At 66.5% G+C, this 26,506-nt stretch carries 27 protein-coding genes; 15 read left to right on the forward strand and 12 right to left on the reverse strand.

From position 1 onward, the window contains the following. On the reverse strand, positions 1-282 hold a 282-nt coding region (locus FS507_RS07915; RefSeq protein WP_145942254.1), incomplete at its 3' end, for a superoxide dismutase. Between the two features lie 225 nt (positions 283-507). Here FS507_RS07915 and FS507_RS07920 point away from each other — a divergent pair. After that, entirely contained in the window at positions 508-1,473 is a 966-nt protein-coding gene (locus tag FS507_RS07920; RefSeq protein WP_145942255.1) for an L-lactate dehydrogenase, read from the forward strand. A gap of 1 nt (position 1,474) precedes the next feature. Here the strand turns inward: FS507_RS07920 and FS507_RS07925 are convergent, their stop codons facing one another. After that, positions 1,475-2,419: a patatin-like phospholipase family protein gene (locus FS507_RS07925; RefSeq protein WP_260853227.1), complete on the reverse strand. Its 945-nt coding sequence runs from the start codon at positions 2,417-2,419 to the stop codon at positions 1,475-1,477. A 53-nt stretch (positions 2,420-2,472) separates the two neighbouring features. On the opposite strand from FS507_RS07925, the gene FS507_RS07930 reads away from it, so the two are divergent. The 3 genes from FS507_RS07930 (at position 2,473) to tpx (ending at position 4,739) form a co-directional block, all read left to right on the forward strand. Further along, on the forward strand, positions 2,473-3,255 hold the full coding sequence (locus FS507_RS07930; RefSeq protein WP_145942256.1) for a glycerophosphodiester phosphodiesterase: 783 nt from the start codon (positions 2,473-2,475) through the stop codon (positions 3,253-3,255). Positions 3,256-3,323: 68 nt separating this feature from the next. Continuing rightward, positions 3,324-4,214 (forward strand): DUF5926 family protein, encoded by an 891-nt coding sequence (locus tag FS507_RS07935; RefSeq protein ID WP_145942402.1) that lies wholly within the window; start codon positions 3,324-3,326, stop codon positions 4,212-4,214. A 27-nt stretch (positions 4,215-4,241) separates the two neighbouring features. Further along, positions 4,242-4,739: a thiol peroxidase gene (gene tpx / locus FS507_RS07940; protein ID WP_075814929.1), complete on the forward strand. Its 498-nt coding sequence runs from the start codon at positions 4,242-4,244 to the stop codon at positions 4,737-4,739. Positions 4,740-4,769: 30 nt separating this feature from the next. Here the strand turns inward: tpx and FS507_RS07945 are convergent, their stop codons facing one another. Then, complete coding sequence (locus FS507_RS07945; protein ID WP_145942257.1) at positions 4,770-6,092, reverse strand: LCP family protein; 1,323 nt, start codon at positions 6,090-6,092, stop codon at positions 4,770-4,772. Between the two features lie 55 nt (positions 6,093-6,147). Here FS507_RS07945 and FS507_RS07950 point away from each other — a divergent pair, with 55 nt between their 5' ends. Next, positions 6,148-6,555, forward strand: a complete 408-nt coding sequence (locus FS507_RS07950) for an SdpI family protein (RefSeq protein WP_186314609.1) — start codon at positions 6,148-6,150, stop codon at positions 6,553-6,555. 87 nt (positions 6,556-6,642) lie between these two features. Further along, positions 6,643-7,722, forward strand: a complete 1,080-nt coding sequence (locus FS507_RS07955) for an ABC transporter substrate-binding protein (RefSeq protein ID WP_145942259.1) — start codon at positions 6,643-6,645, stop codon at positions 7,720-7,722. Positions 7,723-7,730: 8 nt separating this feature from the next. Here the strand turns inward: FS507_RS07955 and FS507_RS07960 are convergent, their stop codons facing one another. The 3 genes from FS507_RS07960 to FS507_RS07970 all read right to left on the reverse strand — a co-directional run bounded on the left by FS507_RS07960 (position 7,731) and on the right by FS507_RS07970 (position 9,884). Next, positions 7,731-8,195, reverse strand: a complete 465-nt coding sequence (locus tag FS507_RS07960) for a hypothetical protein (protein WP_145942260.1) — start codon at positions 8,193-8,195, stop codon at positions 7,731-7,733. 267 nt (positions 8,196-8,462) lie between these two features. After that, positions 8,463-8,939: a hypothetical protein gene (locus FS507_RS07965; protein ID WP_145942261.1), complete on the reverse strand. Its 477-nt coding sequence runs from the start codon at positions 8,937-8,939 to the stop codon at positions 8,463-8,465. A 78-nt stretch (positions 8,940-9,017) separates the two neighbouring features. Beyond that, positions 9,018-9,884, reverse strand: a complete 867-nt coding sequence (locus FS507_RS07970) for a GDSL-type esterase/lipase family protein (RefSeq protein WP_145942262.1) — start codon at positions 9,882-9,884, stop codon at positions 9,018-9,020. Positions 9,885-10,285: 401 nt separating this feature from the next. On the opposite strand from FS507_RS07970, the gene FS507_RS07975 reads away from it, so the two are divergent. Beyond that, positions 10,286-11,932 (forward strand): AMP-binding protein, encoded by a 1,647-nt coding sequence (locus tag FS507_RS07975; protein ID WP_260853228.1) that lies wholly within the window; start codon positions 10,286-10,288, stop codon positions 11,930-11,932. A 22-nt stretch (positions 11,933-11,954) separates the two neighbouring features. Here FS507_RS07975 and FS507_RS07980 read toward each other — a convergent pair whose 3' ends face one another. Further along, positions 11,955-12,716, reverse strand: a complete 762-nt coding sequence (locus FS507_RS07980) for a CPBP family intramembrane glutamic endopeptidase (protein ID WP_145942264.1) — start codon at positions 12,714-12,716, stop codon at positions 11,955-11,957. Then, positions 12,713-14,152, reverse strand: a complete 1,440-nt coding sequence (locus FS507_RS07985) for an amidase family protein (RefSeq protein ID WP_145942265.1) — start codon at positions 14,150-14,152, stop codon at positions 12,713-12,715. The genes FS507_RS07980 and FS507_RS07985 overlap by 4 nt, the downstream gene beginning before the upstream one ends. A 36-nt stretch (positions 14,153-14,188) precedes the next feature. Between FS507_RS07985 and pheA the strand changes: the two genes are divergently transcribed. Together pheA and FS507_RS07995 are read left to right on the forward strand one after the other, a co-directional pair. Next, entirely contained in the window at positions 14,189-15,151 is a 963-nt protein-coding gene (pheA, locus tag FS507_RS07990) for a prephenate dehydratase (RefSeq protein WP_145942266.1), read from the forward strand. Then, positions 15,148-16,056 (forward strand): histidine phosphatase family protein, encoded by a 909-nt coding sequence (locus tag FS507_RS07995; protein WP_145942267.1) that lies wholly within the window; start codon positions 15,148-15,150, stop codon positions 16,054-16,056. Before pheA ends, FS507_RS07995 begins: the two co-directional genes overlap by 4 nt. Here FS507_RS07995 and FS507_RS08000 read toward each other — a convergent pair. Both FS507_RS08000 and FS507_RS08005 read right to left on the reverse strand, forming a co-directional pair. Further along, positions 16,053-16,400, reverse strand: a complete 348-nt coding sequence (locus FS507_RS08000; RefSeq protein ID WP_145942268.1) for a metallopeptidase family protein — start codon at positions 16,398-16,400, stop codon at positions 16,053-16,055. The two genes, FS507_RS07995 and FS507_RS08000, sit on opposite strands and share 4 nt — an antisense overlap. Then, complete coding sequence (locus FS507_RS08005) at positions 16,397-17,464, reverse strand: septum formation family protein (RefSeq protein WP_145942269.1); 1,068 nt, start codon at positions 17,462-17,464, stop codon at positions 16,397-16,399. The genes FS507_RS08000 and FS507_RS08005 overlap by 4 nt, the downstream gene beginning before the upstream one ends. 140 nt (positions 17,465-17,604) lie before the next feature. On the opposite strand from FS507_RS08005, the gene serS reads away from it, so the two are divergent. The 3 genes from serS to FS507_RS08020 are packed head-to-tail and all read left to right on the forward strand — an operon-like array spanning position 17,605 to position 20,718. After that, positions 17,605-18,873: a serine--tRNA ligase gene (serS, locus tag FS507_RS08010; RefSeq protein ID WP_145942270.1), complete on the forward strand. Its 1,269-nt coding sequence runs from the start codon at positions 17,605-17,607 to the stop codon at positions 18,871-18,873. A 33-nt stretch (positions 18,874-18,906) separates the two neighbouring features. Further along, entirely contained in the window at positions 18,907-19,818 is a 912-nt protein-coding gene (locus FS507_RS08015; RefSeq protein ID WP_145942271.1) for a lysophospholipid acyltransferase family protein, read from the forward strand. Further along, positions 19,819-20,718, forward strand: coding sequence for an HAD family hydrolase (locus FS507_RS08020; protein WP_145942272.1), 900 nt, complete (start codon positions 19,819-19,821; stop codon positions 20,716-20,718). A 114-nt stretch (positions 20,719-20,832) separates the two neighbouring features. Here the strand turns inward: FS507_RS08020 and FS507_RS08025 are convergent, their stop codons facing one another. Further along, on the reverse strand, positions 20,833-22,620 hold the full coding sequence (locus FS507_RS08025) for an RNA-binding domain-containing protein (RefSeq protein ID WP_260853229.1): 1,788 nt from the start codon (positions 22,618-22,620) through the stop codon (positions 20,833-20,835). Between the two features lie 262 nt (positions 22,621-22,882). On the opposite strand from FS507_RS08025, the gene fabG reads away from it, so the two are divergent. Both fabG and FS507_RS08035 read left to right on the forward strand, forming a co-directional pair. Beyond that, entirely contained in the window at positions 22,883-23,635 is a 753-nt protein-coding gene (gene fabG / locus FS507_RS08030; protein ID WP_145942273.1) for a 3-oxoacyl-ACP reductase FabG, read from the forward strand. A gap of 4 nt (positions 23,636-23,639) precedes the next feature. After that, positions 23,640-24,092, forward strand: a complete 453-nt coding sequence (locus FS507_RS08035) for a MaoC family dehydratase (RefSeq protein WP_260853230.1) — start codon at positions 23,640-23,642, stop codon at positions 24,090-24,092. 19 nt (positions 24,093-24,111) lie between these two features. On the opposite strand, the gene FS507_RS08040 is transcribed toward FS507_RS08035, so the two are convergent. After that, complete coding sequence (locus FS507_RS08040) at positions 24,112-25,149, reverse strand: zinc-binding alcohol dehydrogenase family protein (RefSeq protein ID WP_260853231.1); 1,038 nt, start codon at positions 25,147-25,149, stop codon at positions 24,112-24,114. A 70-nt stretch (positions 25,150-25,219) separates the two neighbouring features. Here FS507_RS08040 and glf point away from each other — a divergent pair, with 70 nt between their 5' ends. Further along, the gene (gene glf, locus FS507_RS08045) at positions 25,220-26,395 is read left to right on the forward strand and encodes a UDP-galactopyranose mutase (RefSeq protein WP_145942275.1); all 1,176 of its coding nucleotides are present in this window, start codon (positions 25,220-25,222) and stop codon (positions 26,393-26,395) included. Positions 26,396-26,506 lie beyond the last annotated feature (111 nt).

Below are 26,506 nucleotides of genomic sequence, written 5' to 3' on the forward strand. Positions count from 1 at the left end.
ACCGGTGGGCTCGCCGCCGCCGTTGGGGGAGAGGTTCTTCCAGAAGATGGAGTGGTTGGTGTGTCCGCCCAGGTTGAACGCGAGGTTCTTGGACAGCGCGCGGATCTGGTCGGGGTTGGTGCCTTCCTCGCGGGCCTTTTCGAGGGCGTCGAGGGCGGTGTTGGCGCCGGCGACGTAGGTGGCGTGGTGCTTGTCGTGGTGCAGCTGCATGATCTCGGCGGAGATGTGCGGCTCGAGGGCGTCGTAGTCGTAGGGGAGGTCGGGAAGCTCGTAGACAGCCATGTTCTCGATCCTTTCGTTGTCGGTAATCGTTTGTCCGTCCACCAGTGTGGTCAGTTTCCGTGCACCTCGCAATGATTTACCTATTGAATTAAGGAGTTCAATGGATTGAACATATGAATGGGTCCGCTAAAAGACATCCCACCTGCGGTGTTCCGTCTCTCGGCGTACGCTGGGGATTGATTCACCGTGGCCCACGCACGCCGACCGACACCCACAGGAGCAGCCATGAGAGCCAGCGCAGGTACGAGGATCGTTCTGATCGGGGCGGGGGACGTGGGCGTGGCCTACGCCTACGCACTGGTGAACCAGGGGCTCTGTGACCACCTCGTCATCATCGACGTGGACGAGCGTAAGACCTGGGGACACGTCCAGGATCTCAACCACGCGGTGCCCTGGTCTGGTCACGGGACACGCGTCACCCAGGGTGACTACTCCGACTGCGCCGACGCGTCCATCGTCTGCATCTGCGCCGGAGCCGCACAGAAACCCGGGGAGACCCGACTGGACCTCGTCGGCAAGAACGTGTCCATTTTCCAGGACATCGTCGGCAGAGTCCGCGACTCCGGCTTCGACGGTATCTACCTGGTGGCGTCCAACCCTGTCGACATCCTCTCGTACGCCACGTGGAGGATCTCCGGGGTTCCCTCGAACCAGGTCATCGGCTCCGGCACCATTCTCGACACCGCCCGGTTCCGGTCCGCCCTCGGGGAGTACTTCCAGGTCTCCCCGACCTCGGTCCACGCCTACGTCATCGGCGAGCACGGGGACACCGAGCTTCCGGTCCTGTCCGCCGGTTCTGTCGCAGGCGTACCGTTGCCTGTCCGGTTGGCGCAGTCCCCGGACGGTGGGGAGAGCGTCAGTGAGATCTTCCGGCGCACCCGCGACGCCGCCTACGAGATCATCAACGCGAAAGGGTCCACGAGTTTCGGCATCGGCGTCGGGATGGCCAGGATCACCCGGGCCGTCCTACGTAACGAGGATGTCGTCCTGCCGGTGTCAGCGCTGGTCGACGGCCAGTACGGTCGGGACGACGATCCCGCGATCTACATCGGTACCCCGGCCGTGATCAACCGTCGGGGTATCCGGGAGGTCATCGAGCTCGGTCTGGACGACACCGAGCAGGGGCAGTTCGACACCTCGGCGGACACGCTGCAGCAGGTCATGGATGATGCGGGAGTCTTCCGGCTCTAGCTCAGACCCGTAGGAAACGCCGGATCAGCGGCATCTCCTCGCGGGCCTGGGCCAGCCCCGCCTCATAGGTCTCCGCCAGCTCGTTGAGCTTGCGGGTGCCGTTACCCAGGGGCATCCGGTGCGGGGCGAAGATGTACGCCTTGCCCCGCCTCTCCTGCTCGAAGATCCAGTCCCGGGTCCGGTTGTACCGGGCGTGCCGGTCCAGCATCGACTGTGCCAGGGCCGGGTACTGGGGAAACGCCCGCTTCACGAACCAGGTGAACTTCGAGGCGCTCTTGCGGTAGGAGCGGGTGCGTGTCATCACCACGAGGAACCGGTCGAAGCCCTCCATCTCGATCGCGGAGTCGACCGGGATGCCTCCGGTGGAGCCGAACGCGCCGTCGAAGTAGACCTCGGTGCCGATCTTCGTCGGCGGCATGACGATCGGCAGCGACGCCGACGCACGCGCATGCCGCAGGAAGTCGTCCAGGCCGTGCATGTCCTCACGTGACCAGTGCACCGTTTCGCCGCTGCGGCCGTTGAACCCGGAGATACGGAAGTTCCCCGGGCTGGCGGTGATCGCGTCCCAGTCCGGCACCATGCTCCGGTCCTCGACCTGGGCGTCGGGGCCGAAGATGTAGCGCGCATTGAAGAACCCGTCGCCACGGAGGAACGGCCGGATCCCGCCGAAGAGCGGGTCTCCGGGGAAGACGGTGAAGTAGTCGCGTGCCAGCCGGGTGTCCTGCGAGAGGTAGGTGGCCACGTGCACGGCCGACGCGGAGTTGCCGTAGGCCCAGTCGAACTGGATGCCTTCCTCGAGCAGTGCCTGGACCATCGCCGAGGAGAATGCGGCGCGCATCGCCCCACCCTCGAACACCAGCGCGGTGTCGCTGACCGACCTGCTCGGGACGTCCCGTGCCGGGCCCCCGTGCAGAGGGGGTCGGACACCTGCCGGAAAATCTGCCACGGGGAGTCATACTACAGTGCATCGGTCCGCGCCATCGGCCGGATCGGGTAACAATGGGGGACGTGAAGATCATCGCGCACCGCGGGGCGAGCGGTTACCGGCCCGAACTGACCCTCGACGCCTATGAACTCGCCGTCGAGCAGCGGGCGGACGGCATCGAGTGTGATATTCGACTCACCGCCGACGGGGTCCCCGTGGTCATCCACGACGCCACGGTCGACCGCACGTCCGACGGTGCCGGGACCGTCGCGACGATGCCGTTGGCGCAACTCCGGGAATTCAACGTGGGAACAGCGGAACGCCCCCAGCGTATTCCGACGCTGCAGGAACTGCTCGGGTTCATCCAGGACGTACAGACCAGCGACTACCGGCCCGAGCTCTTCATCGAGACCAAACGGCTCGGCAGTGCAGGGGAGCGGGACGGACGTCTGGAGGCGGCGATGAACCGCGAACTGCATGCCGCCGGTCTGGCGGACGGTGGCCCGGGTGGCCCGGGCAGCCTGGTCCACCTGATCTCCTTCGACCACGGCTCCCTGGCCCGCTTCTCCGCCCTGAACCCGCAGATCCCCCGGATCTACCTGCGGAAGGAGTACTTTCTGTGGCGCATGCTGAAGCATGTCGAGCCGATGGGCGTCGCCCCGTCGCAGGGATTCTCGATGTACCGCGCACGGCAGGCACCGCAGCAGGTCGTCGGTGCCGGTGACCGTACCTACGTCTTCACCGCCAACCGGCGGGACGATCTCCTCTGGCTGCATCGCCACGGTGTCAGGTGGGCCGCCACCGACTACCCCGACCGCGCCCGACGGGTGATCGACGGCGCCGTGAGTCTTCCCTGACCGCTAGACTGTGGGCCGTGGCTAAGAAGAACAGGAAGAACAAGAACCAGGACGATCTGCCCGAGGGCATGAGCCGTCGCCAGGCGAAGCTCGCCAAGCGTGCCGCCGAGCGTGCCGCGCTGGAGCGCGACCCCCGCCCCTACGACGGGTTCTCCGCTGAGACCGACCTGATCGCGCTGCAGGAGTTCGTCCCCTCCGCGTACTTCACCGCGGAGACGGAGAAGGACGCCGGCTTCACCCGCACGGTGACGATCTGCACCGTCCTCCCCGGGGCGGCGGCAGCGCTCGTCCGGGCCGACGAGGAGGGCGGCGAGGCACTGGTCGCCCTGCAGACCCAGCACCGCGGTGACAACCCCAACCGGGACCTGGCCTTCGCCCTGAACTGGGCCAGGGAGGCGGCACCGGGCAGCAGCCTGGAGGTCGCCGTCGCCGACGGTTCCGAGCCGGCCCTGTCCTCCCTCCTGGTCGCCGACCAGACGCCGACGATCGAGGTGCGGGACGACTTCAACTGGTGGCTCACCGAGGACCAGCGCGACAATCCGCAGGTTGTCGCCTCCCTCGACCAGGCCAACGCCTCGGTCCTGCCCAGCGCGCGCGTGGACGCCGGGATCACCGGATCCGCCTGGTGGATCGACCCGGGAGAGAAGGCACACATCCGCTGGGTCCGGCCGGAGACGGAGGCGCAGCTGCTCCCCGCACTCGCCCGCGTCCACGCCGCAGGCCAGCTGAACCTCGGCGAGGACACGCGCTTCGCCGGAGTCTTCCGCACCCACGGCATCCTCGTCCCCGTGTTCGACCTGGACAACACCATGGACGCCAGCGAGTTCGCGGCGCCGTTGCAGGAACTGGACGCCCGGATCGCCACCGCGCTGTCCGAGATCGCGGACGGTGGATCCCTCACCGCGGAGGAGCAGAAGTCGCGTCAGACGATCATCGCCCGCGAGGTCACGATCCGCTGATCGGCAATCTGTGCCACCATGGGTGGCATGGCTGATACCGCATTCCAAGGAACCCCTGCCCACACCGTCGGTGACCTGCCCGCAGTCGGCGAGCAGGCACCCAACTTCACCACCGTGTCCGCCGAGCTCAAGGACGTCAACGGCGACTCGCTCCGCGGCAAGCGTGTGGTGCTGAACATCTTCCCCTCGGTCGACACCGGTGTCTGCGCCGCGTCCGAGCGGGAGTTCAACAAACGGGCCACCGACCTGGAGAACACCGCCGTCGTCTCCGTCTCGAAGGACCTCCCTTTCGCACTGGGACGGTTCTGCGCCGCCGAGGGCATCGAGAACGTGGAGGCCACCTCCGCCTTCCGGTCCTCCTTCGGTGAGGACTTCGGTGTGACTCTCACCGACTCCCCGCTCGCCGGTCTGTTGGGCCGCTCGGTGGTTGTCCTGGACACCGACGGCACCGTCCTGCACTCACAGCTGGTCCCGGAGATCACCACCGAGCCCGACTACGACGCCGCGCTCGCCGTCCTGAACTGACCGCAACCGGCCGGTGCCGACCGGCTTAAATCAGCGCAGCTCGCTGAAGAGCTCCTCGGCGGCGCCGTCGTCCCAGAGGACCACACTTCCCGCGTCCGTGTCGGCGAATCCGCCGACGGGGACGGTCTGCTGGTCCGCGCCGCGGATCATGCCGAGCGCGAGGCGCGCGAGGTGCCACACATGGTCGCTCTCGTCCACGGTCAGCGCGTCGGAGAACGCGTTGATCAGGGGAAGGGCCCGGAAAGGGTTGGCGAGGGTGCCGAACGAACCCACCTTCGAGACCACGGCGTTGAGGAACTCACGCTGGCGTTCCACCCGGTCCAGGTCACCGTTGGCTGAGGTGTACCGGGTGCGCACGTAGCCCAGAGCCGTCGGCCCGTCCATTTCCTGGCAGCCCGCCTCGACATTCAGTCCCGCCATCGGGTCGTCGATGGCTTCGGTCGGGCACAGTTCCACTCCGCCGACCGCGTCGACGATCTTCCCGAAGCCACCGAACCCGATCTCCATGTAGTGGTCCATGCGCATTCCGGTGGACCCCTCGACGGTCTGCTGCAGGAGCTGCGGGCCACCGAGGGAGAACGCGGAGTTGATCTTCCCCTCGCCGTAGCCGGGGATCGACACATAGGAGTCGCGGGGGATGGACACCATGGTCGGCTTACCACCGAAGGTGGGGACGTGGACGACGATGATCGTGTCCGTCCTGGCTCCGCCGTCTGAGAGGTCACCGGCGGCGTAGCGTTCGCCGTCCTCCTCACTCATCCCGGCACGGGAATCGGAGCCCACGAGCAGCCAGTTCGTCCCTGACGTATTGCCGATGCGGCCCTCGTAGTCGGTGAGTGCGTCGACCCGGTTGAGGTTCGAGTCGACCCACCATGCGGTGCCACCGGCGACCAGGATGACCACCAGGAGCAGCGCGCCGATGATCCGTAGGGGACGGATCCGCCGACGCTTGCGCGGCCGCCGGGACCGCGGCGGCGGACCGGACGGTTGCTCGAACGGTTGCCTGGGTGGTTGCTCGGGCGGCGGCTGCTGCCGGTACGGCCGTTGCGGCTCGTACTCCTGTCGGGGCGGCTGGTACGGGGCGGCCTGCGGTGGCTGTTCCGGTTGCCGGCGGTACTGCGGCGGCTGGGCCTGATTCTGCGGTCGGGCATGGTCCTGGCCAGCCGCCCGGTGCCGTGGTTCTGCCCTGTGCTCCCCTCCGTAGGCGCGGGTGGCGTCCTGCGGCGGCGGGACCGCACCCGAGGAACGACGGGGCACGGGACGCCCGTAACGGTCAAGGATCGGCCGACCGTGCCTGTCACGGGCGACAGGGTCTCCGGAGCGGCCGTCATTGTCGGGCGGGGTTGGTGACATGGGGACATACTACGGGCTGGACGGGTGGAAAACGGAGTCCCGTAGGATGCTGATCATGAGTGATGCATTGATGGCAGTGGCGTTTCCGGCGGTCATGGCGGTGGTTCTGTCCATGGTCATCTCGCAGGTGACGAAGGCTGCTGCGCGAGGCGACCTGCCACGATCCGGGGCGGTGGGGATCCGGACGTCCGCCACGAAGGCCAGTGACAACGCGTGGACGGCGGGCCACGAGGCGGCGGCTCCGATGGCCAGGTCGGTGACGTTGGGAACGTCCGTGCTGGCGGTGGTGATCATCATCCTGTCGTTCATCTTCGAGGGCGCGTGGGTGACCGCGCTGGGGATCGTCCCCTTTGTGGTTGTCATTGTCAGCCTCGTCCCCCTGGTACGTTCCGCGAACCGTGCCGCCCGCGCTGCTGAGGCGGGGAAGAAGACGAAGAAGACAGGGAAGAAGCGTAAAGGGTGAGAACCGCCTCCATCAGAAGTCAGGGGAGCCTTTCCTGGGTGTACGATAAGTCGGTCGACGTTTCCCTGACCGAGGAGAAGTATCCCCATGACTGTCACGATGGCGCCCGGACGTGGTGTCTGGCGGAGTAGAGACCGGCGATCCCGGGTGCGGACATCACTTGCCGCTCTCGTCGCCACCATGTCGTTGGTGTCCGCAGCCTGTTCCTCAGGTGACGGGGGAGGTGACTCCTCCACCGTCGATGAGGGTTTCACGCCGGTGACGTTCACCTCGCCCTGGGGCGACAGCACCCCGGAGGCCCGTCCGGAACGCATTGCCGCGGTGGGCTACAAGGACACCGACATCGTCGCTTCGATGGGTGAGTCTCCGGTGATTGTGCCCGCGAACACCGTTAAACAGGAGACGTGGACCCTTGACGCGTTGAGCGGGGATCCGGAGGCGACCTTCGAGTACACCGAAAGCGGGATGCCTCCGATGGAGGAACTCGCGGCGGCGGAGCCGGACCTGATCATCGCCAGTCAGCTCGACCTGAAGGATGTCTACGACCAGTTGTCGGACATCGCGCCGGTCATTTCCGCAGAGACCCAGGACGATGTCGCGGGCAACTGGCAGCAGACCCTCATCAACCTGGGCGAGGCGCTCGGCGAGGAGGAGCGGGCGGACGAGGTCGTCCAACAGACGGAGGACACCGTGGCCGCCGTCCGCAAGAAGTACCCCGAGTTCGCGGGTAAGACCGTGTCATTGATCCAGTACTTCGGGCTCGACGAAATGAGACTGCTCAACCCTGCCGGTGGCGATGCGGCGGCATTGTTCAGTGAGATGGGCTTCGAGGAAGACCCGGCGACCACGGAGCTTCAGGGTGTGCAGCTCGGCGGGGAACGGGTCGACGACCTGGCCGCCGATGTCGTCATTGTCCTCGACAATTCTGACGGGCGGATCGGCGAGCTCCAGGACAGTGCGGTGTTCCGTAGCATCCCCGCCGTCCGGGACGGCCACAGTCTGGTGATCACCAATAACGCCTTCACGGAGGGGAACGAGCCTTCGTTCGAGGCCAACGGTAAACACTATGAGGGCAACCTGGCCTGGGCCGTCGCCTACCCGGGGCCGCTCTCGTCGCAATGGGCGGTGGAGACGCTGACGCCGCTGTTGGCGGACACGGTCGGCTGACCGGGGGGCTATTCTCCGGCGACCGGAGTAAGTTCTCCGCTGCCACTATCGGTCCACCGTCGGGTACCGCTGGTGAACGGTCCTGCCTCGTGCTCCCGGAACCACCAGGTCTCGTCCGGCGACCAACCGGCCATCATTGTCTCTGCAGGTGCCGGATACTGCGCGCCGTCGGGAAGGGTGCCCACCGGAACTGTGCGGGTGGCTGTTCGCAGGTATCCGGCGACCGTCAGATGGACGGCATCCCACTTCTCCGCGACTGTGGACCAGTCCGGCACTGTCCATCGGCCGTCGCGTCCGGTGACTTTGAACCACTCTCTCCGTAGCGTGTACGTCTGATCGAGAGGGAATTCGTCGCACAGCCTGACCCAGTCCTCAGGTTCATTGACTTCGTAGATACGGGGATTCGGCGGCGGTGCGTACGGGAAAGCATGGGCTGTACTGCCGAACCGGTCCTCCTGGAGCGGAACTCCCACCGGCATCTCTGTACCGGGGAAGGTCCTGGTCGAGGGGAGCGCTGGCGCGGGAGGCGTTGTCCACCACGCTCCGCCGGAGCCGGAGAGGGGCGCCTCGGTTGCCGACCGACGGTACTTCTCCTCCGTCCTTTCCTGGTCGATTCGCCAGGTCGTGAGCTTCTCGAGGGTATCACCGTCACTGAGTCCACGGCGTTGTGCGCTCGGCGCGGGTTCACTGCTGTTGCCCCAGTAGACGAACCACTGGTCGTCAAGGTCGGCCGGGGTAGATCACCAGCGGGTATGCGGGGATCCCGCGATGAGGGAGACTGCATTCTCCAATGCCTCGCGCACGGGGGCAGTGCCGGCGAGGACATCCTGGCCCACGGGGTTCTGCCAGTACGCGGCGGATTCGACAGACGTGGTGAGCGCGGCCAGTAGCAGAGCGGGGTCCGGGGAGAGCAAGGTTGTACGGCGGATCTGCTCGGCAGCCTGTTCCGGGGTGATTCTGGAATCCGGGTCCGGTGGGGAACCAGGGGCCTCGTAGATTCGTGACGGGCTGTCGGGGGCAGCAGACGACCGGAACGCGTATGTCCGAGCCTCCGGAACAGGGGCCAGGTACTCGGCGGCCTGGCGGACCATACCCCACAGTGATTGCCCTGTTCCCTGGTTGTCGCGCCCCTGGCGTTCCTCGCAGGCGAGAACATACTCCAGCACCATCCGTCGGCCTGGGGGGCCCTGCAGCAACGTCGTTCCGTCCAGATTCATGTGTCCCAGCGTAAGCAACCGGGGCCCGACGGTCAGAAGAAGACCGTCGGGCCCCGGTTGCGGGGACACGGGGAAGTGTCAGGCGTTCGCGGCGGCGCGTCCCATGGCACGCAGACCGGTGTCGGTCATGTGCAGCGGGAGGTTACGACGCTCGGAGGTGGTGTCGATCAGGCCGACGACCCACCGGTCGTTCGAGCACATCTCGTGGCCGCGGCTCGGCCCCTTGAGGTCGACGAAGCTGCCGCCGGCACCGGTGGCTCCGTCACGCAGGGCACGTTCCAGAGCCCACTCGACGTCGGAGACCTGAATCAGGGCGCTCGGCAGCTGCACGTTCGGGATGACGTTGATCGGGCAGACCTGGCCGGCACCGTTGGTGATGTGCGGGAAGCCCAGCACCTTCACATTGGCGTTGGGCGCGAGGCGCTTGACGTGGGAGACGGTGCGGTTCACCGAGTCACGCAGCTGGCGCTCGATCTGCGGGACCGGCAGCTTGTCGCCGAGGATGTAGGGGTAGGTGTCGTTGGCGCCCGCCCAGATGACGACCTCGTCAGTGCCGGCGTCCAGTGCGCCGCCGCGGTTGGCCCGGTCTGCCTGCTCGGTGACGTGCATGCCACCGGTGCGGTAGGAACCGCCGGCACAGGAGTAGTTGTCGACGTGCTTGCCGGACGCCTGGGCGTAGGAGTTGGCGAACCGGTTGTCCGTGCCGCAGCCCGAACCGCTGAGGATCGGGTCGGGCAGGGGGAGGCCCTTGCCCGCAGCCCAGTTGTAGATGTCCGGGTTGGCGACGATGGAGTCGCCGAGGACGACCGTGTTGTTGGGTGCGGCCTGGCTTTCCGGTGCTGAGAGCAGCGTCCCGGACAGGGCGGCGACCGTGGCTACGGCGGCGGCTGCGATTCCGGCGATGCGGCGGCCTGCCCGCGATGCCGTGCGGTGTCGTGCGCTCATTACTGAGGTTCCTCTCCTGAAACGTGTCATGTGTCCCGACGTGTCCCCGACAAGCCGAAGACGGATTCGGTCTCCTGAACCGTTTCCTGGGACAACGACGTTACATTAACGTGACTTTATCCACTAATCATCCAAAATGTAACCCCTGTGGCTAAAGTTGCAATTGTTACGTATGTGACTGAGGGTGTCAGTCCGTGCCCGGGGCTGCCGGGTAACGCCAGGCCGCCTCGGCCCGGTATGGTAGGCGAAAGTAGTTTGACGACCCCGGCTCTGGCGCGCCGCCCCGACGTCCGCCCCTCGTCATGCCGCGCGTACGTTTCACGGGGGAGCACGAGACGACCACGTACGAGACCATCGAGACTACCGAGACCACCAACGACAGACTCAGAAAAGGAGCGACAGTGTTTGAACAGCTGTCCTATGACCTCAAAGGCGCCGTAAAAGGCGCCAAGGCCTTCGTGAACACAGGATTCCTCAAGGGATCCACCCCTGCCGGCGGTCTCGGGGTGGCTAAAGCGCTGGGACGCTACGGCACCAGTCTCGCCGGCCTTCTCGAGGGGACCACCGCCCGGTTCCCCTCCCGACTGGCGCTTGTCGACGACGACGGAGAGCTGACCTACCAGGAACTCACCAACTACTCCCGGCTCACCGCACACACCCTGGCCAGCCACGGCATCACCTCGGACAGCCGCGTCGGCATCATGGCCCGCAACGGGCGCGGATTCCTCTTCCCCCTGGCAGCCAAGGGGTACCTCGGATACACCGTCTTCCTGCTGAATGTCGGTGCCAGCAAGCACCAGATCGCCGAGATCGTCAAGGAGCACAAGCTCGACGTCATCTTCTACGACTCCGAGTTCGACGACCGGTTCCCCGAGGACCTCACCGACTTCGGCGCCACCCTCATCCACGCGGACGCCGCAGAGGGGCACCGCACCGACATCGACTACCCGACGATCGAGGACTTCTGGGCCAACCCCGGCCCCCACAACGACGCATTCCCGTCCCGCCCCACCCAGGGTGGCGTCATCCTGATGTCCTCCGGCACCAGCGGGACCCCCAAGGCGGTCCAGCACACCGAGCCCAGTTTCCCGGTCGGTGTGCTCGGGCCTGTCCTCAAGGGACTGAACGTCAAGGCCGGGGACCGGCTTCAGCTCACGGCGAGCCTCTTCCATGTCCTCGGCTGGGGCGCCGCAGTCCTGGCCATCACCGCCGGCTGCACGCTGGTGACCCAGCGCGTGTTCAAGCCGGAGGTCGTGCTGCAGCAGGTGCAGGACTACAAGTGCACCGGCATGCTCAGCTCCGCTGTCTTCCTCAAGGACGTCCTGGCCGTGGATGACGGGTCCTACGACCTGTCGTCGATGACGTGGATCCTCAACGCCGGCAACGCGATGAGCGAAGACCTCGTGCGCGGCCTGCAGGAGCGCTACGGCAACATCCTGTCCAGCGGCTACGGTTCCACTGAGGGCCTGCTGGTGGCCTACGCCACCCCGGAGGACCTCGCAGAGGATCCGCTCACCGCCGGACACCGGGTGTGGAACGGTCGCCTGGAACTGCTCGACCCGGACACCGGTAAGCAGGTGGCTCCCGGTGAGGTCGGCATCATCCACGCCCACAACGCCATGTCCATGAAGGGGTACCTCGGTAACCGGGACAAGCCCGACTACCGCGACGGCATGCTGGACCTGGGCGACAAGGGTGTCATCGACCCGGAGACCGGTCGCCTGCGCGTGCTGGGGCGCAACAACGACATGATCATCGTCGGCGGCGAGAACATCTGGCCGACCTCCGTGTCCGACATCATCGACCGGGTGGACGGCGTTGCCGAGTCCTACTGCGTCGGGGTGGAGGACGACGAGAAGTTCCAGCGCGTCAAGGCCTATGTCGTCACCGACGGCTCCGCAGACCTGAGTGAGGACGACATCCGCACCCACGTGCGGGAGAACTTCATGGCCCCGGCCGTGCCGCGCGACGTCGTCCTGATGGACCAGCCGCTGCCGCGCAACCCGATCGGCAAGGTCGTCAAGCGTGAACTGGAGGCCTTCGGCTGAGCGATGCCCCTCACCGGCGGTCTCACAGTCCCGGCGTGGACCCCAGTATCTGGTAGCCCACGAACGCCACAGTGTCGATCAGGCCGTGTGCGATGATCAACGGCCAGACACGGCCTGTGCGGTAGAAGAACCAGACGAAGACCAGCCCCATCGCCATGTTCCCCAGTCCGGCGGAGTACCCCTGGTAGAGGTGGTAGCTTCCGCGCAGCACCGCCGAGGCCAGGAACACCCACATCCACGGCACCCGGAGTTGGCGTAGCCGGCAGCACAGCCATGCCACCACGAGGATCTCCTCGGCGAATCCGTTCGCCCACGAGTTCAGGATCAGCAGCAGCAGATCCTGGACGCTGCGGTCCAGTCCGGTCGGGATGACCTCCTTGGACAGTCCCAGCTGTACCGCTCCGACATAGAAGACCAGTCCCGGAACGCCGATCAGCGCTGCCAGGCCGGCTCCGGGCAGTGCGTCACGCCACCGGGGGCGGAGGTGCACCCCGGACGCGCCGGGCCGTCCCACCAGAGTCGGCGGCACATGCCGCAGCAACAGGAACAGCGCCAGCCCGCCCCAGGCGACGAGCACCCCGGTGGAGATCAGCTGGAATGCAGGATCGAGCCAGGTCAGCGCCGACTGACGGGCGTTGAGGGTGGTGCTCTGCTCATTGAGGCCCTCCGGCATCGTGGCGGCCTCGAGAAGCCGCAACGCCGAGCGGGCCCCGGAGGCGCCGAAAGTGACGGCGAGGACGATGACCAGCTCCCACCGGAGCGCACGTCGGTCGGACCGGTTCATCGCCCGTCCCTGGAGGAGTCCTCGATCAACGACTCGACCAACGCCTCAAGGTCGCCGGGGCCGGCGACGGTCACGGCATCGAGAACGGAAGGGTCAGCATCCACCAACCGCCCCACAGTCTCCTGCAGGTGCTGTGCCAGGCCCAGGAGCTCGGCGGCGGAGACCCGGTCGGCGACGGCGCCCAGGTGGACCGAGACCGGCCACCGTCCGGGTGCGACGTCGGGTGTCACCAGGGGGACGGAGAGCCCCGCCCATCCGGTGAGGTTCCAGAGCGTGGCCCAGGGTGTCCAGGCGGTCTGCGCCAGGAAGTCCGTGGCGGGGTCGTTGACATCCGGCCCTGAATAGCGGGAAAAGGCACCGATGCCGGGTGGCGCGCACGCCAGCATCGGAGTCACGACCACGTCCACTGGTCCGTCGGTGTCGTCGTCCCACGCCGTGAGGACGTCCCCCGGCAGCGACGAGACCGCCTCTGTGGCGTCCGCTATCTCAGCGGGGGTGAGGTCCAGGCCCCGCCGCCTCAACCACGTCGGCATCGTCGTCGCAGGATCAGGCAGGTCACGGCACCGGACCGCCATGATCCGCGAGTACATGTCGAAGTGTTCCACCGGGTACGGGGCCGCCACCGGGCGGACACCGCTGACGGCGGGGTGGGTGACCAGCAGGGACGCGGCAGCCGCCGTGGCGTTGGCCACCGTCGGCTCCACTGCGGTGGCGGTGTGGAACGGACGGTTGGTGTGCCCCAGCCGTAGCGGCCGTGTCGGCGCGGACGGTGTTGACAGCGCAGAGATTCCGTAGGCGCGGGCCGTGAGGTCGAGATCGCGTGCGATGAATCCCTGCGCCGCCGGATTCGGCAGCCCACCGTCGTCCACGGTGTGTGCGGGTTTCAGCCCGGGCAGGCCCACTGCCGCTGCAGGCACGCGGATCGACCCGCCACCGTCGCTGGCGTGGGCGACGTCGACGATCCCGCGTGCCACGGCCACCGCAGCGCCGGACGAGGAGCCGCCGGACGTCATCCGTCGGTCGATCGGGTTCACCGGACCGGGACCGTGCGCGGGCTCGGTGTAGACCGTCGCCCCGAATTCGGCGGTGACACTGGCACCGACCAGCCTGGCGCCTTCCTCCAGAAGTCGCGTCACGGCGGTGTCGTCGGACTCCGCCACCACGGCATGTCCGACGGAACCGAAGGTCGTGACCTCACCGGCCACCCGGTTGAGGTCCTTGACCAGGACGTCCAGTCCCCGCAGCGGGCCGTGCTCCCGACGGTCCTCGTGAACCCGGTCGTAGATCCTGGCCACTCCCAGTTCCTCCGGGGTCAACCCGGTGCGCGCGCTCAGCCGGGTGAGTCGCAGCGACACGGCCTCGGTGCTGTTGGCGCTGCCGGTACTGCCGGTGTCTGGGGTGCCGGCAGTGCCTTCCCTGGGTGGTGGGGGATTCATGTCGGACACACTACCGGCGCCCGGTAGGTTGGTGTCATGAGTGACATCGAGACGGTGGCCTATCTCGGCCCACGTGGAACCTTCACCGAACAGGCCGTCCTGAACATGACGGCCGCCGGCCACCTGCCGGAGGATGTCGCCCACCGCACGGTGGCCTCCCCTGCGGAGGCCCTGGACCTGGTCCGGCAGGGTGAGGTCGACCGGGCCGTCGTCGCCCTGGAGAGCAGCGTGGACGGGCCGGTCACACAGACCTTCGACTCGCTGGCCGACGGAGCACCGGTGCAGATCCTGCGGGAACATGACGTCCCCGTCGTCTTCTCGATCCTCGTACGCCCCGGCACCCGGCTCGAGGACGTCCGGACCTTCACCACCCACCCCGTCGCACAGGCCCAGGTGCGACGGTGGGCGGCCGAACACCTCCCCCACGCGGAGTTCATCCCCGCAAGTTCCAACGGTGCCGCAGCTGCCGCTGTCGCCGCCGGCGAGGCGGACGCTGCGGCAGCACCGGCACGTGCCGGTGCCCTCCACGAGCTGGATGCCGTCGCAGAGGGTATCGCCGACGTGGCCGGGGCACACACCCGGTTCGTCCTGGTGGGCCTGCCCCAGGAGCCCACCGCCCGCACCGGACACGACCGCACCGCCATTGTCCTGCAGGTTCCCAATGTGCCGGCGTCACTGGTGATGGCCCTGATGGAACTGGCCACCCGCCGCGTCGACATGTCACGCATCGAGTCGCGCCCGACCCGGGAGAAGGCGGGAACCTACAACTTCCACGTGGAACTTGTCGGGCACCTGCAGGACGACGCCGTCGCCGAGGCCCTGGCGGGCCTGCACCGCTACTGCGACCGCATCCGGTTCCTCGGGTCCTGGCCACAGGAAGGGTGGGTCGGCGGTGTCGACGGTCCCGACGGCTCCGTGCCGCCCGACTACGCCGCCTCCTGGGACTGGATCCAGGGGCTGAGAGGCCTGGGGGATATGAGGGACGGTGGTCAGCCGTGAGTCGGCTGCTGCTGATCCGACACGGGCAGACCACGTCGAATGTCAGCCACGCCCTCGACACCAACCTGCCGGGGGCCGCGCTGACCGACCTCGGCTGGTCACAGGCCCGAGCCGCGGGGGAACGTCTGGCCGGAGAACGTACCGGGAATGCCCCGTTGGCGATGGTGTCGTCACAGGCGTTGCGTGCCCGCCAGACCGCGGCCGGAATCGCCCTCGGCGGCAGTGGTCGAGGTCTGCACCTGGAACGCACCGCGCCGGGCAGTGATTTCGCCGACGCCCTGGCGCAACTCGCGGAGCTCGAGGTCACCGACGGTCTCGACCACGCGGAGGTGGGGCCGGAGGAGTCCACGACAGCGGGCGCGCCGGCCGCTCTCGGAGGCGGCACGGGGACTCGCCCCACGCTGACCGACGGCGCTGCGGCAGCGCTGCACCGGCCGCTTCCCCTGGTGATGCCGGGTGCGGTGCCGGGGATCTCCGAGATCCCCGCCGGACAGTACGAGATGAGGGTGGATCCGGACGCGCACTACGGATACCACCGCACCTTCGCCGAATGGTTGGGCGGGTCGATGGACCTGCCCGTGCCCGGTGCATCCACCGGGCGTGAGGTTGTCGGACGGTACCTCGGCACACTGCTGCCGGTGCTGTCCACCGCCCAACGTGCCGGGTCGGATCTGGCGGTCGTCAGCCACGGTGCGGTGATCCGCCTGATCGCCGCCTACCTGGGAAGGGTGGATCCCGAGTTCGCGGTACGGACGCTGCTGCCCAATACCCTGCGGGTCGATCTGGAGGTCCCCGACCTGGGCGGCTCCCTTGCCCCGGAGGACCTCAGTGAGGCAGTCGCCGACGGGTGGAAGGTCACGGACTGGGCCGGGCACGGTGAACCGCCCCGGGCGGGGAGGAACTAACCCCACCCGAGTTCGTGCAGGCGGGCGTCGTCGATGCCGAAATGGTGGCCGATCTCGTGGACCACGGTGACCGCGACTTCCTCGACGAGCTGTTCGTGGCTCGAGCAGTACCGGCAGAGGGCGTCCTTGTAGATGCTGATCTTGTCCGGGAGGAACGTGGGCCATTCCACGGAGCGTTCCGTCAGCGCCACGCCATGGTAGAGCCCGAGGATCGACGGATCCTCGTCGTTGTGGTCCTCGACGACGATCGCGACATTGTCGAGGGCGTCGAGCAGCTGCCGGGGGATCAGGCGGAGACCACGGTCCACCAGGTCCTCGAAATCGTCGTCACTGACCTCGATCACGGTGCCTCGCTGCCGGAAGCGGAGTCGGAGTTGCTGTCGTTGTCGCGGCGCGGATTACGTTCCGGCTGCTTCTCCGGCGGATTGCCGTCGATGGTGAAGTCGCCGCGGACGTCTCCCTGCAGGTCGGCGAAGCCGCCACCGTCCCGCGCCTTGGTCAGCGCGCAGTTGACGGTGCGTGACCCGGCGTTCCAGGACTCCTGTGGCAGTGTCGTCCAGAAGGGGGTCAGCGTGGACTGGTAGAGGTTCTCGTCGTCTCCGCCACCGAGGAACTCGATGGCCGCGGCGGTGCACACGTCGTCGAGATGGTCGTTCTGCTGCTCGATCGTCGGCCACGCGCCGTCGAAGGTGTCCCCGAGATTCACCACCGAGGTCACCTGCCAGGAGTACGGGCGGTCACAGTCGGCGACGTCCACCGCGTCACCCTGGGCGCGCATGCAGGTCTCCGCCGGTTCGGCGGGCGACTGGTCGGTCTCTGCGGCACGACCGGTGGCTTCGGCGTAGTTGCCGTCGGCCTGGGGCACGGCCACCCCGCACAGCATCGTGCGGTCACCGCCGTCCCACGCGGCCTCCGGGGGCAGGATGGGGACGATGGAGTAGCGGCCCTGCGGGTCGAGGCGTCCGTCGAGGTACGTGCGGGTCGGCCCTTCACACAGCTCGGAGGTCAGCTGCCCCTGTCGCTCCAGGTCGGGTTGCGGGGCGTCCGGCCCGAACTCGCTGGTCGGGTACTGGGACAGGTCCTCGCGGGTGGCGACCTCGAAACGGTGGGGGGAGGCGCAGTCCACGACGGCGAAGTCGGTGGCGATGTCGCCGTCCTGCGACCAGTTCACGCAGTCGGCGGTGTCGGCGTCGGTGAACGCGACCAGTTCCGGGGCTTCTTCAGTACGGTCCGCGCCACGCTGGGCGACCACGGACGCGCCCTGGGGGGCGAAGTACTCGTAGGCGCCGGCCCCGACCGCTCCGGCGAGGGCCGCCGTGAGCAGCACGGTGACCGTCCTGCGGCGGCCTTTGTTCGGGCGTGCGTCGACAGGACGGTCGGATGCTGAGGACGGGGTGCTGGACGGCATAACACGCATTCTCTCACGGGGAGTGGACATCGTTAGACATCACTGGACGGCACTGGACATCACTGGACATCACTGGACAGCTCAGTCAGTGGCGGACAGCGCTGCACACGGTTGATTCCACTGTAGCTAAACTACGGGGCATGATTGATCTCAAGTTCCTGCGGGAGAACCCTGACGTCGTCCGTGAATCCCAGCGCACCCGTGGCGAGGACCCGGCACTCGTCGACCGGCTCCTGGAGGCCGACCAGCGTCGCCGCGAGGCCATCGCCGCAGCTGACACGGCCCGGGCTGAGCAGAAGGCGTTCTCGAAGACCATGGGTAAGGCCATGAAGGACGCGTCGGACGAGGAACGCGAGTCACTGCGTGCGGAGGGCAAGACCCGTTCCGCCGCGGTGAAGGAACTTGAGGACGCACAGTCGGCCGCGGAGTCGGACGTGCAGGACCTGCAGATGGCGTTGTCGAACGTCGTCAGCGGTGCCCCCGCTGGTGGGGAGGACGATTTCGTGGTGCTGGAGCATATCGGTGCGCCCCGTGAATTCGACTTCACCCCGAAGGACCACCTGGAACTGGGGGAGTCGCTCGGCCTGATCGACATGGAACGGGGTGCGAAGGTCTCCGGCGCCCGCTTCTACTTCCTCACCGGTGACGGGGCGTTGCTCCAGCTCGGCATGCTGCAGCTGGCGGCGCAGAAGGCGCGTGACCACGGCTTCCAGCTGATGATCCCGCCGGTGCTGGTGCGTCCGGAGATCATGGCCGGCACCGGGTTCCTCGGCGCGCACGCCGACGAGATCTACCGGCTCGAGGCGGACGACATGTACCTCGTCGGCACCAGTGAGGTCGCGTTGGCCGGGTACCACAAGGACGAGATCATCGACCTGTCGGACGGCCCGGTGCGCTACGCCGGCTGGTCGTCCTGCTTCCGCCGCGAGGCCGGCTCCTACGGCAAGGACACCCGCGGGATCCTGCGCGTGCACCAGTTCGACAAGGTCGAGATGTTCGTCTACTGCCGTCCGGAGGACGCCGAGCAGCAGCACCAGGAGCTCCTGGCGATGGAGAAGGACATGCTCGCCGCGGTGCAGGTCCCGTACCGTGTCATCGACGTGGCCGGTGGCGATCTCGGCTCATCGGCGTCCCGTAAGTTCGACACGGAGGCCTGGGTCCCGACCCAGAGCGCCTACCGCGAGCTGACCTCCACGTCCAACTGCACCACTTTCCAGGCGCGGCGTCTCAAGACCCGCTACCGTGATGAGGACGGCAAGGCACAGACGGCCGCCACCCTCAACGGCACCCTGGCCACCACCCGGTGGCTTGTCGCCATCCTGGAGAACAACCAGCAGGCGGACGGTTCGGTCGTCGTGCCCGAGGCACTGCGACCCTTCGTGGGGAAGGACGTCCTGACCCCGAAGTGAGCCGCGCAACACAACAAGGAGACATAACACGGCATGTGGATTCCCAAAGGCTTCGAGATCCCCACGGGCGTGCCTGACACGCCCGCCCACCCGGAATCGAAGGAGCTGTTCTACGGGCGGGTGATCATCCCCCTCGCGAAGTTCTGGATGCGTTATGTCCAGCGGCTCAAGGTCGAGATCTACCACCCGGAGCGTATCCCCACTGACGGCGGGGCGGTGCTCGCGGTGAACCACACCGGCTACTGGGACTTCGTTTTCGGCGGTATCCCCTCCGCGATGAACGGGGGACGCCTGGTGCGGTTCATGGCGAAGAAGGAGATCTGGGACAACCCGGTCGCCGGTCCCGCCATGTCGGGATGCCACCACATTCCGGTGGACCGTGCAGACGGGGCCGGTTCGGTCCGTGAGGCGACCCGCCGTGCCGCGGGTGGCGAGCTCATCGGAATCTTCCCGGAGGCCACCATCTCCCGGTCGTTCGAGATCAAGGAGTTCAAGGACGGTGCGGCGCGGATCGCCCAGGACGCCGGGGTGCCGTTGATCCCGGTGGTGCTGTGGGGATCGCAGCGTATCTGGACGAAGGGACGCAAGCCGATCTGGCGTCCCAAGGACGCCTCACTGATCCTGTCTGTCGGTGAGCCGGTGGATCTCAGTGGGTCGTCACGGGACGCCACGGACCGTCTCCACGAGTCGATGGTCGAGATTCTCGACACGTCCCGTGCGCGTTACGCGGAGGCGTTCGGGCCGTTCGAGGACGGCGAGTACTGGATGCCCGCCTCCCTGGGAGGGTCGGCACCGTCGTTGGAGGAGGCGACGACACGGGACCGCGAGGACGCGGCGAAACGCAAGGAGGAGCGGATCCGCCGGGACGCGGAGAAAGCGGCAGGCGTGACCCCCGAAAAGAAGAAGTCCCTGCTGGGGCGTCTGCGTGGGAAGCTGGGACGTTAAGTGACCGCGTCGGCTGTACCGGCCGCCCCCACATTGGTCGTCAGTGACCTCGACGGCACGTTGGTCACCTCGGCTGAGCGGGTGTCGCCGCGTGCCTGTGCGGTGATCAACCGCCTGGTGGCTGCCGGGACGACGTTCATTCCCGCCTCCGGCAGGCCCGCCCGGTGGATGCTTCCGGTGATTGAGCAGCTGGGACTGCGGCCGATGTGCGTGTGCGCCAACGGGGCAGTGGTCTACGATTCGGCGTCCGACCGGATCACCTACGCCGCCGAGCTACCGGCGGACGTTCTGGCCCGGGTCACCGCCACCATTTCGGAGGCGACGGGGCCCTGGTTGGCTGACCAGGGTCTGCCGCCGGTGACTTTCGCTGCGGAGCGTGCCGGGCGCAGCGCCTTTGACCGTGCTGACGAACTTTTCGCTGTACAGCCGGAGTATCCGCACGCCTGGGACACTGAGGAGCACTCGGTGGAGCCTCTCGACGCCCTGTGCTCGGTGCCGGCGGTGAAGCTGCTCGTGCGGCACGAGGCGATGGAGAGTTCGGAGCTTTTCGACCTGGTCAACCCGGTTGTTGATCCGACGGTCGCACACGTGACCTGGTCTTTCAGTGGCGGCCTGCTGGAGGTCAACGTCCCGGGCGTCTCGAAACTGTCCGGTGTGGCGCACGCGTTGGGGGATGTGGACGACCATGGGGCGGCACCGGGGGCACGGGTGGTTCCCGCGCTGGATCCGTCGCGCGTCGTGGCGTTCGGGGACATGCCCAATGATGTGGCGATGCTGCGGTGGGCGGGGACAGGCGTGGCGATGGGCAACGCCGTGGACGAGGTTATGGCGATCGCCGACCACTGCACCTCGTCGAACGACGACGACGGTGTCGCCGAAGTGCTGGAGCAGTGGTTCTGACTACTGGTTCCTCATAGCGGGCAGGGCGACAACTGACACTTGTGATGTCTGTGGAAGTTTAAAGTCTAACTTTTACGAGTGTTCGCCTCCTGCGTCCACCTGTATCGGTGTAAGTCAGGCCCGTCGGTAGCCGGTGGCGTGGTGTCCCTGGCCACCGACCATCGTGACAACGCCGGACCCCATGAGGCGGGAGAGTGCATAGCGGACGCTCGCGTCGGGCATTCCCACCCGTGACACGAGAGTGTGGAAGTCGATGGTCTCCTCTGTAGGCAGTGCGCTGTATACAGCCGGCCCGTTCTTGGTGATACGGCGAAGCCAGGTAGTGTCACCGGCGTGATCGGACGGTGGGGCCTCTGGGGCCGGACGTCGATATTCCGGTGTCCCTTCCGTGACCGGGCCCTCTGCGCCGGGGCCGCCGTCACCTGAAGGGCTGGAAGCCAGCATGATCCCGTCCGCGGTGACTGTGACGAGTCCCTGGTGTCGCAGGCTGTCGAGCTGGCTGTCTGCCTCTGTACGAGTCAGCGGGGAGAATTCCGTGCACATCTTGGGGATTGTCCATGCTTCTCCGTTGTCGAGGGAAAGGAGGAGCACCTTCTGGATATGCGACAGCCGGATGCCCGGTGCAAGCATTTCCAGACGTCGGATATCCTCCCCGGAGAAGATTGGACCGCGTCTCAGCAGAACAGTGAAATCGACACCGCGGTCGATGAACTTCGGCCGGTGGAGGTCTGCATCCCGGGTCTCGGCGAGCATCTCCCTGATGCCGCCGCCTTCTCCCTCGATGACGTTGGCGCCGTCGGCGGTTGTCAGATGCTTCGCCATTTCGTACAGGCGCTGATTGACTGCCTTCGGCCGGAACAGGCCAGATTCCAGTTCCGAGGAGGACAACCCGCGCAGACCGCCAGGGTTCACGATCATGAGAGTCTCTGGCGTTAACCGCACCTGGATCCGTGCACCTGTGCCGAGTGTCTCGGGTCCGAGATCACGGTGGACGAGAGCGTTCGCGACAACCTCACGCACAGCCCTTAACGGAAATTCCGAGCGCTGAGCCATGTGTCCGTCAGCGCGGTAAATATCATCGGTCCCCGTATTGTCCTCGATCCAGTCCTGCAACTCTTCGAGAAGCGAGGGGAGCGGTCCGTCGAAGTCACGACGGTTTCGTGTACGTACCCCACTGCCGTCACGGGGCATGCGTACTGCCGCAGTTGCCGCGAGGGAGGGAATCTTTCCTTGAGGGAAGAAGCCGAGGGCGAACAAGCCTGCGGTGGTCAGCTCGCCGTCGGCGGTGATGACTGAGGTGAGACGTAGCAGGTCGTCATCATCCACGTCGCGAAGTCTGCGGCTGCTTGCACGCACTGATGACAGATACTGCGGAAGAACCGTCTGGTCAAGGTCTTCGATGCTGGCCCCTGGAACGGCGACCATGTCGTAGGCGATGCGCTCGGAGTCATGGAGAGCGTCGATTTCAATCATCCGCAGATCATTCGGATTCATCTGGTAGTCCCCGTCGGCTTGACGTAGATATGCCCTGCCCTTGTAGAGGGCAGGTTTCTGAGTTGCGCCGAGCGCAGTCACCTCGACCACCACGATGGACGTGCCGTCAACCGTGACCGGATACGCTTCGATCTGGGGAGCAGGCGTGACCGCGTTCCGGGTCTGACTGGTGACCGCCTGGATCATGTCGCTCGGAGAGTCGACACCGGTGACCGTGAAGTTCTTCCTCTGACTGATGCCGAGAAAGACGGTGCCACCTTGTGGCATATTCGCGAAAGCGCAGATCGTTTCGGGAAGGGACGCGGGTACACCTCCCGCAGCCTCCTTCACTTCTACAAGTGTGAAGTCATCGCCGAAGCGGCGCATCTCGGAGAGGGTTGCGCGGATTCTCTCATCGGTCCAGTTCATGGGCAGAGTTTAGCGGATATACAAGTTTAAAGTCTAACTTTTACAAGTTATAGGAACACTTGTACTCACACTTGTACTGAGGTGCTTTCCCACAGGCATCATGGGCAGATGACCGGCAGGTGGGGCGGACCCAGGAATCTTGCCGTTCTCACGACCGCACGGCCATGATTCTTAGTAGTATCCTTGGTGGAAGGCATCGGCGGAGCGTCCAGGCTCTGTTTCGGTGAACACCACGGCAACCACGTCACCATAAGGAGTCCACATGTCCCAACGCACAGCAATCGTCACCGGCGCCGCCCGCGGCATCGGTGCGGAGGTGGCAGCACGTCTCGCCGACGACGGCATGGCGGTCGCCGTCCTCGACCTCGATGAAGGCGCGTGCCAGAAGGTCGTCGACCGCATCACAGACGCCGGAGGGAAGGCCCTCGCCGTCGGCGCGGACGTCTCCGACGAGGACGCGGTCAAGGCCGCCGTCGACCGGGTCGCCGACGAACTCGGCGCCCCCACCGTCCTGGTGAACAACGCCGGAATCATCCGGGACAATCTCCTGTTCAAGATGGGTACGGACGACTGGGATGCGGTGATGTCCGTGCATCTGCGGGGTGCGTTCCTCATGTCCCGCGCGGTGCAGGCCTACCAGACCAGGGAAAAGTGGGGCCGCATCATCAACCTGTCGTCGACCTCAGCCCTGGGCAACCGCGGGCAGGTCAACTACTCGGCGGCGAAAGCGGGTATGCAGGGATTCACCAAGACCCTCGCCATCGAACTCGGCAAGTTCGGTGTCACGGCGAACGCCGTCGCCCCCGGTTTCATCGCCACCGAAATGACGCAGGCGACCGCAGAGCGGGTGGGTGTGAGCTTCGACGACTTCAAGGCCGCCGCGGCCAAGGAGGTCCCCGTCCAGCGTGCAGGCGTCCCGGCCGACATCGCCCATGCCATCAGCTTCTTCGCCAGTGAGGGCGCCGGCTATGTGTCCGGACAGGTGCTGTACGTCGCCGGCGGGCCGAAGGACTAGAACAGTGCGTGTACTCAACGGACTCGATGAACTGCAGGCCGCCGTCGGCGACCACCTCGGCTACAGTGACTGGCTCGAGATTGACCAGGAACGGATCAACCAGTTCGCCGACGCTAGCGGCGACCACCAGTGGATCCACGTCGACCCGGAACGTGCGAAGGAAGGGCCGTTCGGCTCGACCATCGCCCACGGTTATCTGACGCTGTCACTGGTCTCGATGCTGGTGTGGCAGATCTACACCGTCAAGGGGACGACGATGGGAGTGAACTACGGGACGGAGAAGGTGCGTTTTCCCGCTCCGGTCCCCGTGGGTTCACGGATCCGTGCGGGGGCGGAACTACTCTCCGTCGAACCCGGCGGCGGCGGACAGCGTGTGGTGACCCGCGTGACGATCGAACGTGAGGGCGGCGACCGCCCGGTGTGTGTGGCGGACGTCGTCTCCGTCCTGAGGTTCTGAGACGCCGCGGGGACCGGACCTAGATCCGTACGACGAGTTTGCCGGTCACGTGCCCACGCTCGATCTCGCTGTGGGCCTCGGCCAGGGTGGCCGCGCTCATGCCGATCATCGTCTCGCCGACGGTGGGGATCAGCCGGCCGTCATCGACCATCCCGGCGATGCGGTCCAGGATCACACCCTGCTCATCGACGTCTTCGGTGTCGAACACGGTGCGGGTGAACATTGATTCCCAGTGGATCGAGATCGACTTCTGCTTGAACGGCGCGATCTGGAAATCCTCCGGATCGTCGATCAGACACAAACGCGACTGCGGTGTCATGATCTCGGCGAGTTCCTCGGCGTGTCCGGAGGAGTTGGAGGTGAAGACCAGGTCGATACCGTCCGGCTCGAGGTCGAGTACTTGTGGTGCCAGGTTGCGCCGGTGGTCGACGACCTCGTGGGCGCCCATCTCGACGACCCAGTCGCGCGACTCCTCACGGGAGGCGGTGGCGATCACCGTGAGGCCGGTGAGTGCACGCGCGAGCTGGATCATCACGCTGGGCACACCGCCTGCACCGCCGAGGACCAGCAGTGAACCGTTCGAGTCGATCGATGCGCCGAGACGCTCGAACAGGGCTTCCCAGGCGGTCAACGCCGTCAGGGGGAGCGAGGCTGCCTCGGTCGCCGAACAGGTGGTGGGACGGTGGCCGACGATGCGCTCGTCGACCGCGTGGAACCGGGCGTTCGTGCCGTCGCGCAGCTGGCTCCCGGCGTAGAACACCCGGTCACCGACCTCGAAACGTTCGACCTCCTCGCCGACTCTGCGGACGACGCCGGCAGCGTCGTAGCCGAGGATCGGCTGTTCTCCCCGCGCGAGGGCATCGCCCGAGCGGCGACGCATCTTCGTGTCGATCGGATTCACCGACACAGCCTGGATCTCGACCAGGAGGTCGTGCGGGCCGATCTCCGGAAGGGGGACGGTCACGTCGGTCAGACACCGGGGGTCATCCACGGGAAACTCACCGGTGACCGCGACGGCCGACATGGTGGTGGGCAGCTCGATTGCGCGGGAACTCATGGCGTCCCATAGTAGGGCCACCGGCATGGCGCCGCACCCGGGCAGGCCACGGGCTGTATCGTTACTGTTCATGAGTGACCGGAACAGTGAATATGATCTGATCGTCGTCGGGAGCGGGTTCTTCGGCTTGACGGTCGCGGAGCGCGCCGCCAGCCAGCTGGACAAGAAGGTGCTCGTGCTCGAGCGCCGCAGCCACATCGGCGGCAACGCCTACTCCGAGGCGGAGCCGGAGACGGGCATCGAGATCCACAAGTACGGTGCGCACCTGTTCCACACCTCGAACAAGCGGGTCTGGGACTACGTCAACCAGTTCACCGACTTCACCGACTACCAGCACCGCGTGTTCGCCATGCACGACGGCACCGCCTACCAGTTCCCCATGGGCCTGGGCCTGATCAACCAGTTCTTCGGGAAGTACTACAGCCCGGACGAGGCCCGGGAACTGATCAAGGAGCAGACCGACGGGCTCAACCCCGAGGACGCCGCCAACCTCGAGGAGAAGGGCATCTCCCTGATCGGCCGTCCGCTCTACGAGGCCTTCGTCCGGGACTACACCGCCAAGCAGTGGCAGACCGACCCCAAGGAGCTTCCGGCGGCGAACATCTCCCGCCTGCCGGTGCGCTACACCTTCAACAACCGGTACTTCAACGACACCTACGAAGGGCTGCCGGTCGAGGGGTACACCGCGTGGTTGGAGAACATGGCGAAGAACGCCAACATCGAGGTCCGCCTGGACACCGACTGGTTCGATGTCCGTGACGGGATCCGCGACGCCAGCCCGGACGCACCGGTGGTCTACACCGGCCCGTTGGACCTGTACTTCGACTACGCCGAGGGCCACCTCGGCTGGCGCACCCTCGACTTCGAGACCGAGGTGCTGGAGACCGGCGACTTCCAGGGCACCCCGGTGATGAACTACAACGATGCGGACGTCCCCTACACCCGCATCCACGAGTTCCGTCACTTCCACCCGGAGCGCAAGAGCTACCCGGACGACAAGACCGTGATCATGAAGGAGTTCAGCCGCTTCGCCGAAGGCGAGGACGAGCCGTACTACCCGATCAACACCCCCGAGGACCGCGAGAAGCTGCTGCGTTACCGCGAACTCGCCGATGCCGAGACCGCGGACAACAAGGTCTTCTTCGGCGGGCGCCTGGGCACCTACCAGTACCTGGACATGCACATGGCCATCGGAGCCGCGCTGAGCATGTTCGACAACAAGGTCTCACCGCTGCTGGAGGGGTAAGGGCGCGCGGGGCGAGGCTCTCCTGAAAACAGGCACCATCCTGTGCACGCGCTGGCTGTGATACGCGTGCCCAGGACGGTGCCTTCTTGTGCTGCGATATATGTCTGTCGG

The organism is Corynebacterium glyciniphilum AJ 3170, from assembly GCF_007673095.1.
Taxonomy (GTDB): domain Bacteria; phylum Actinomycetota; class Actinomycetes; order Mycobacteriales; family Mycobacteriaceae; genus Corynebacterium.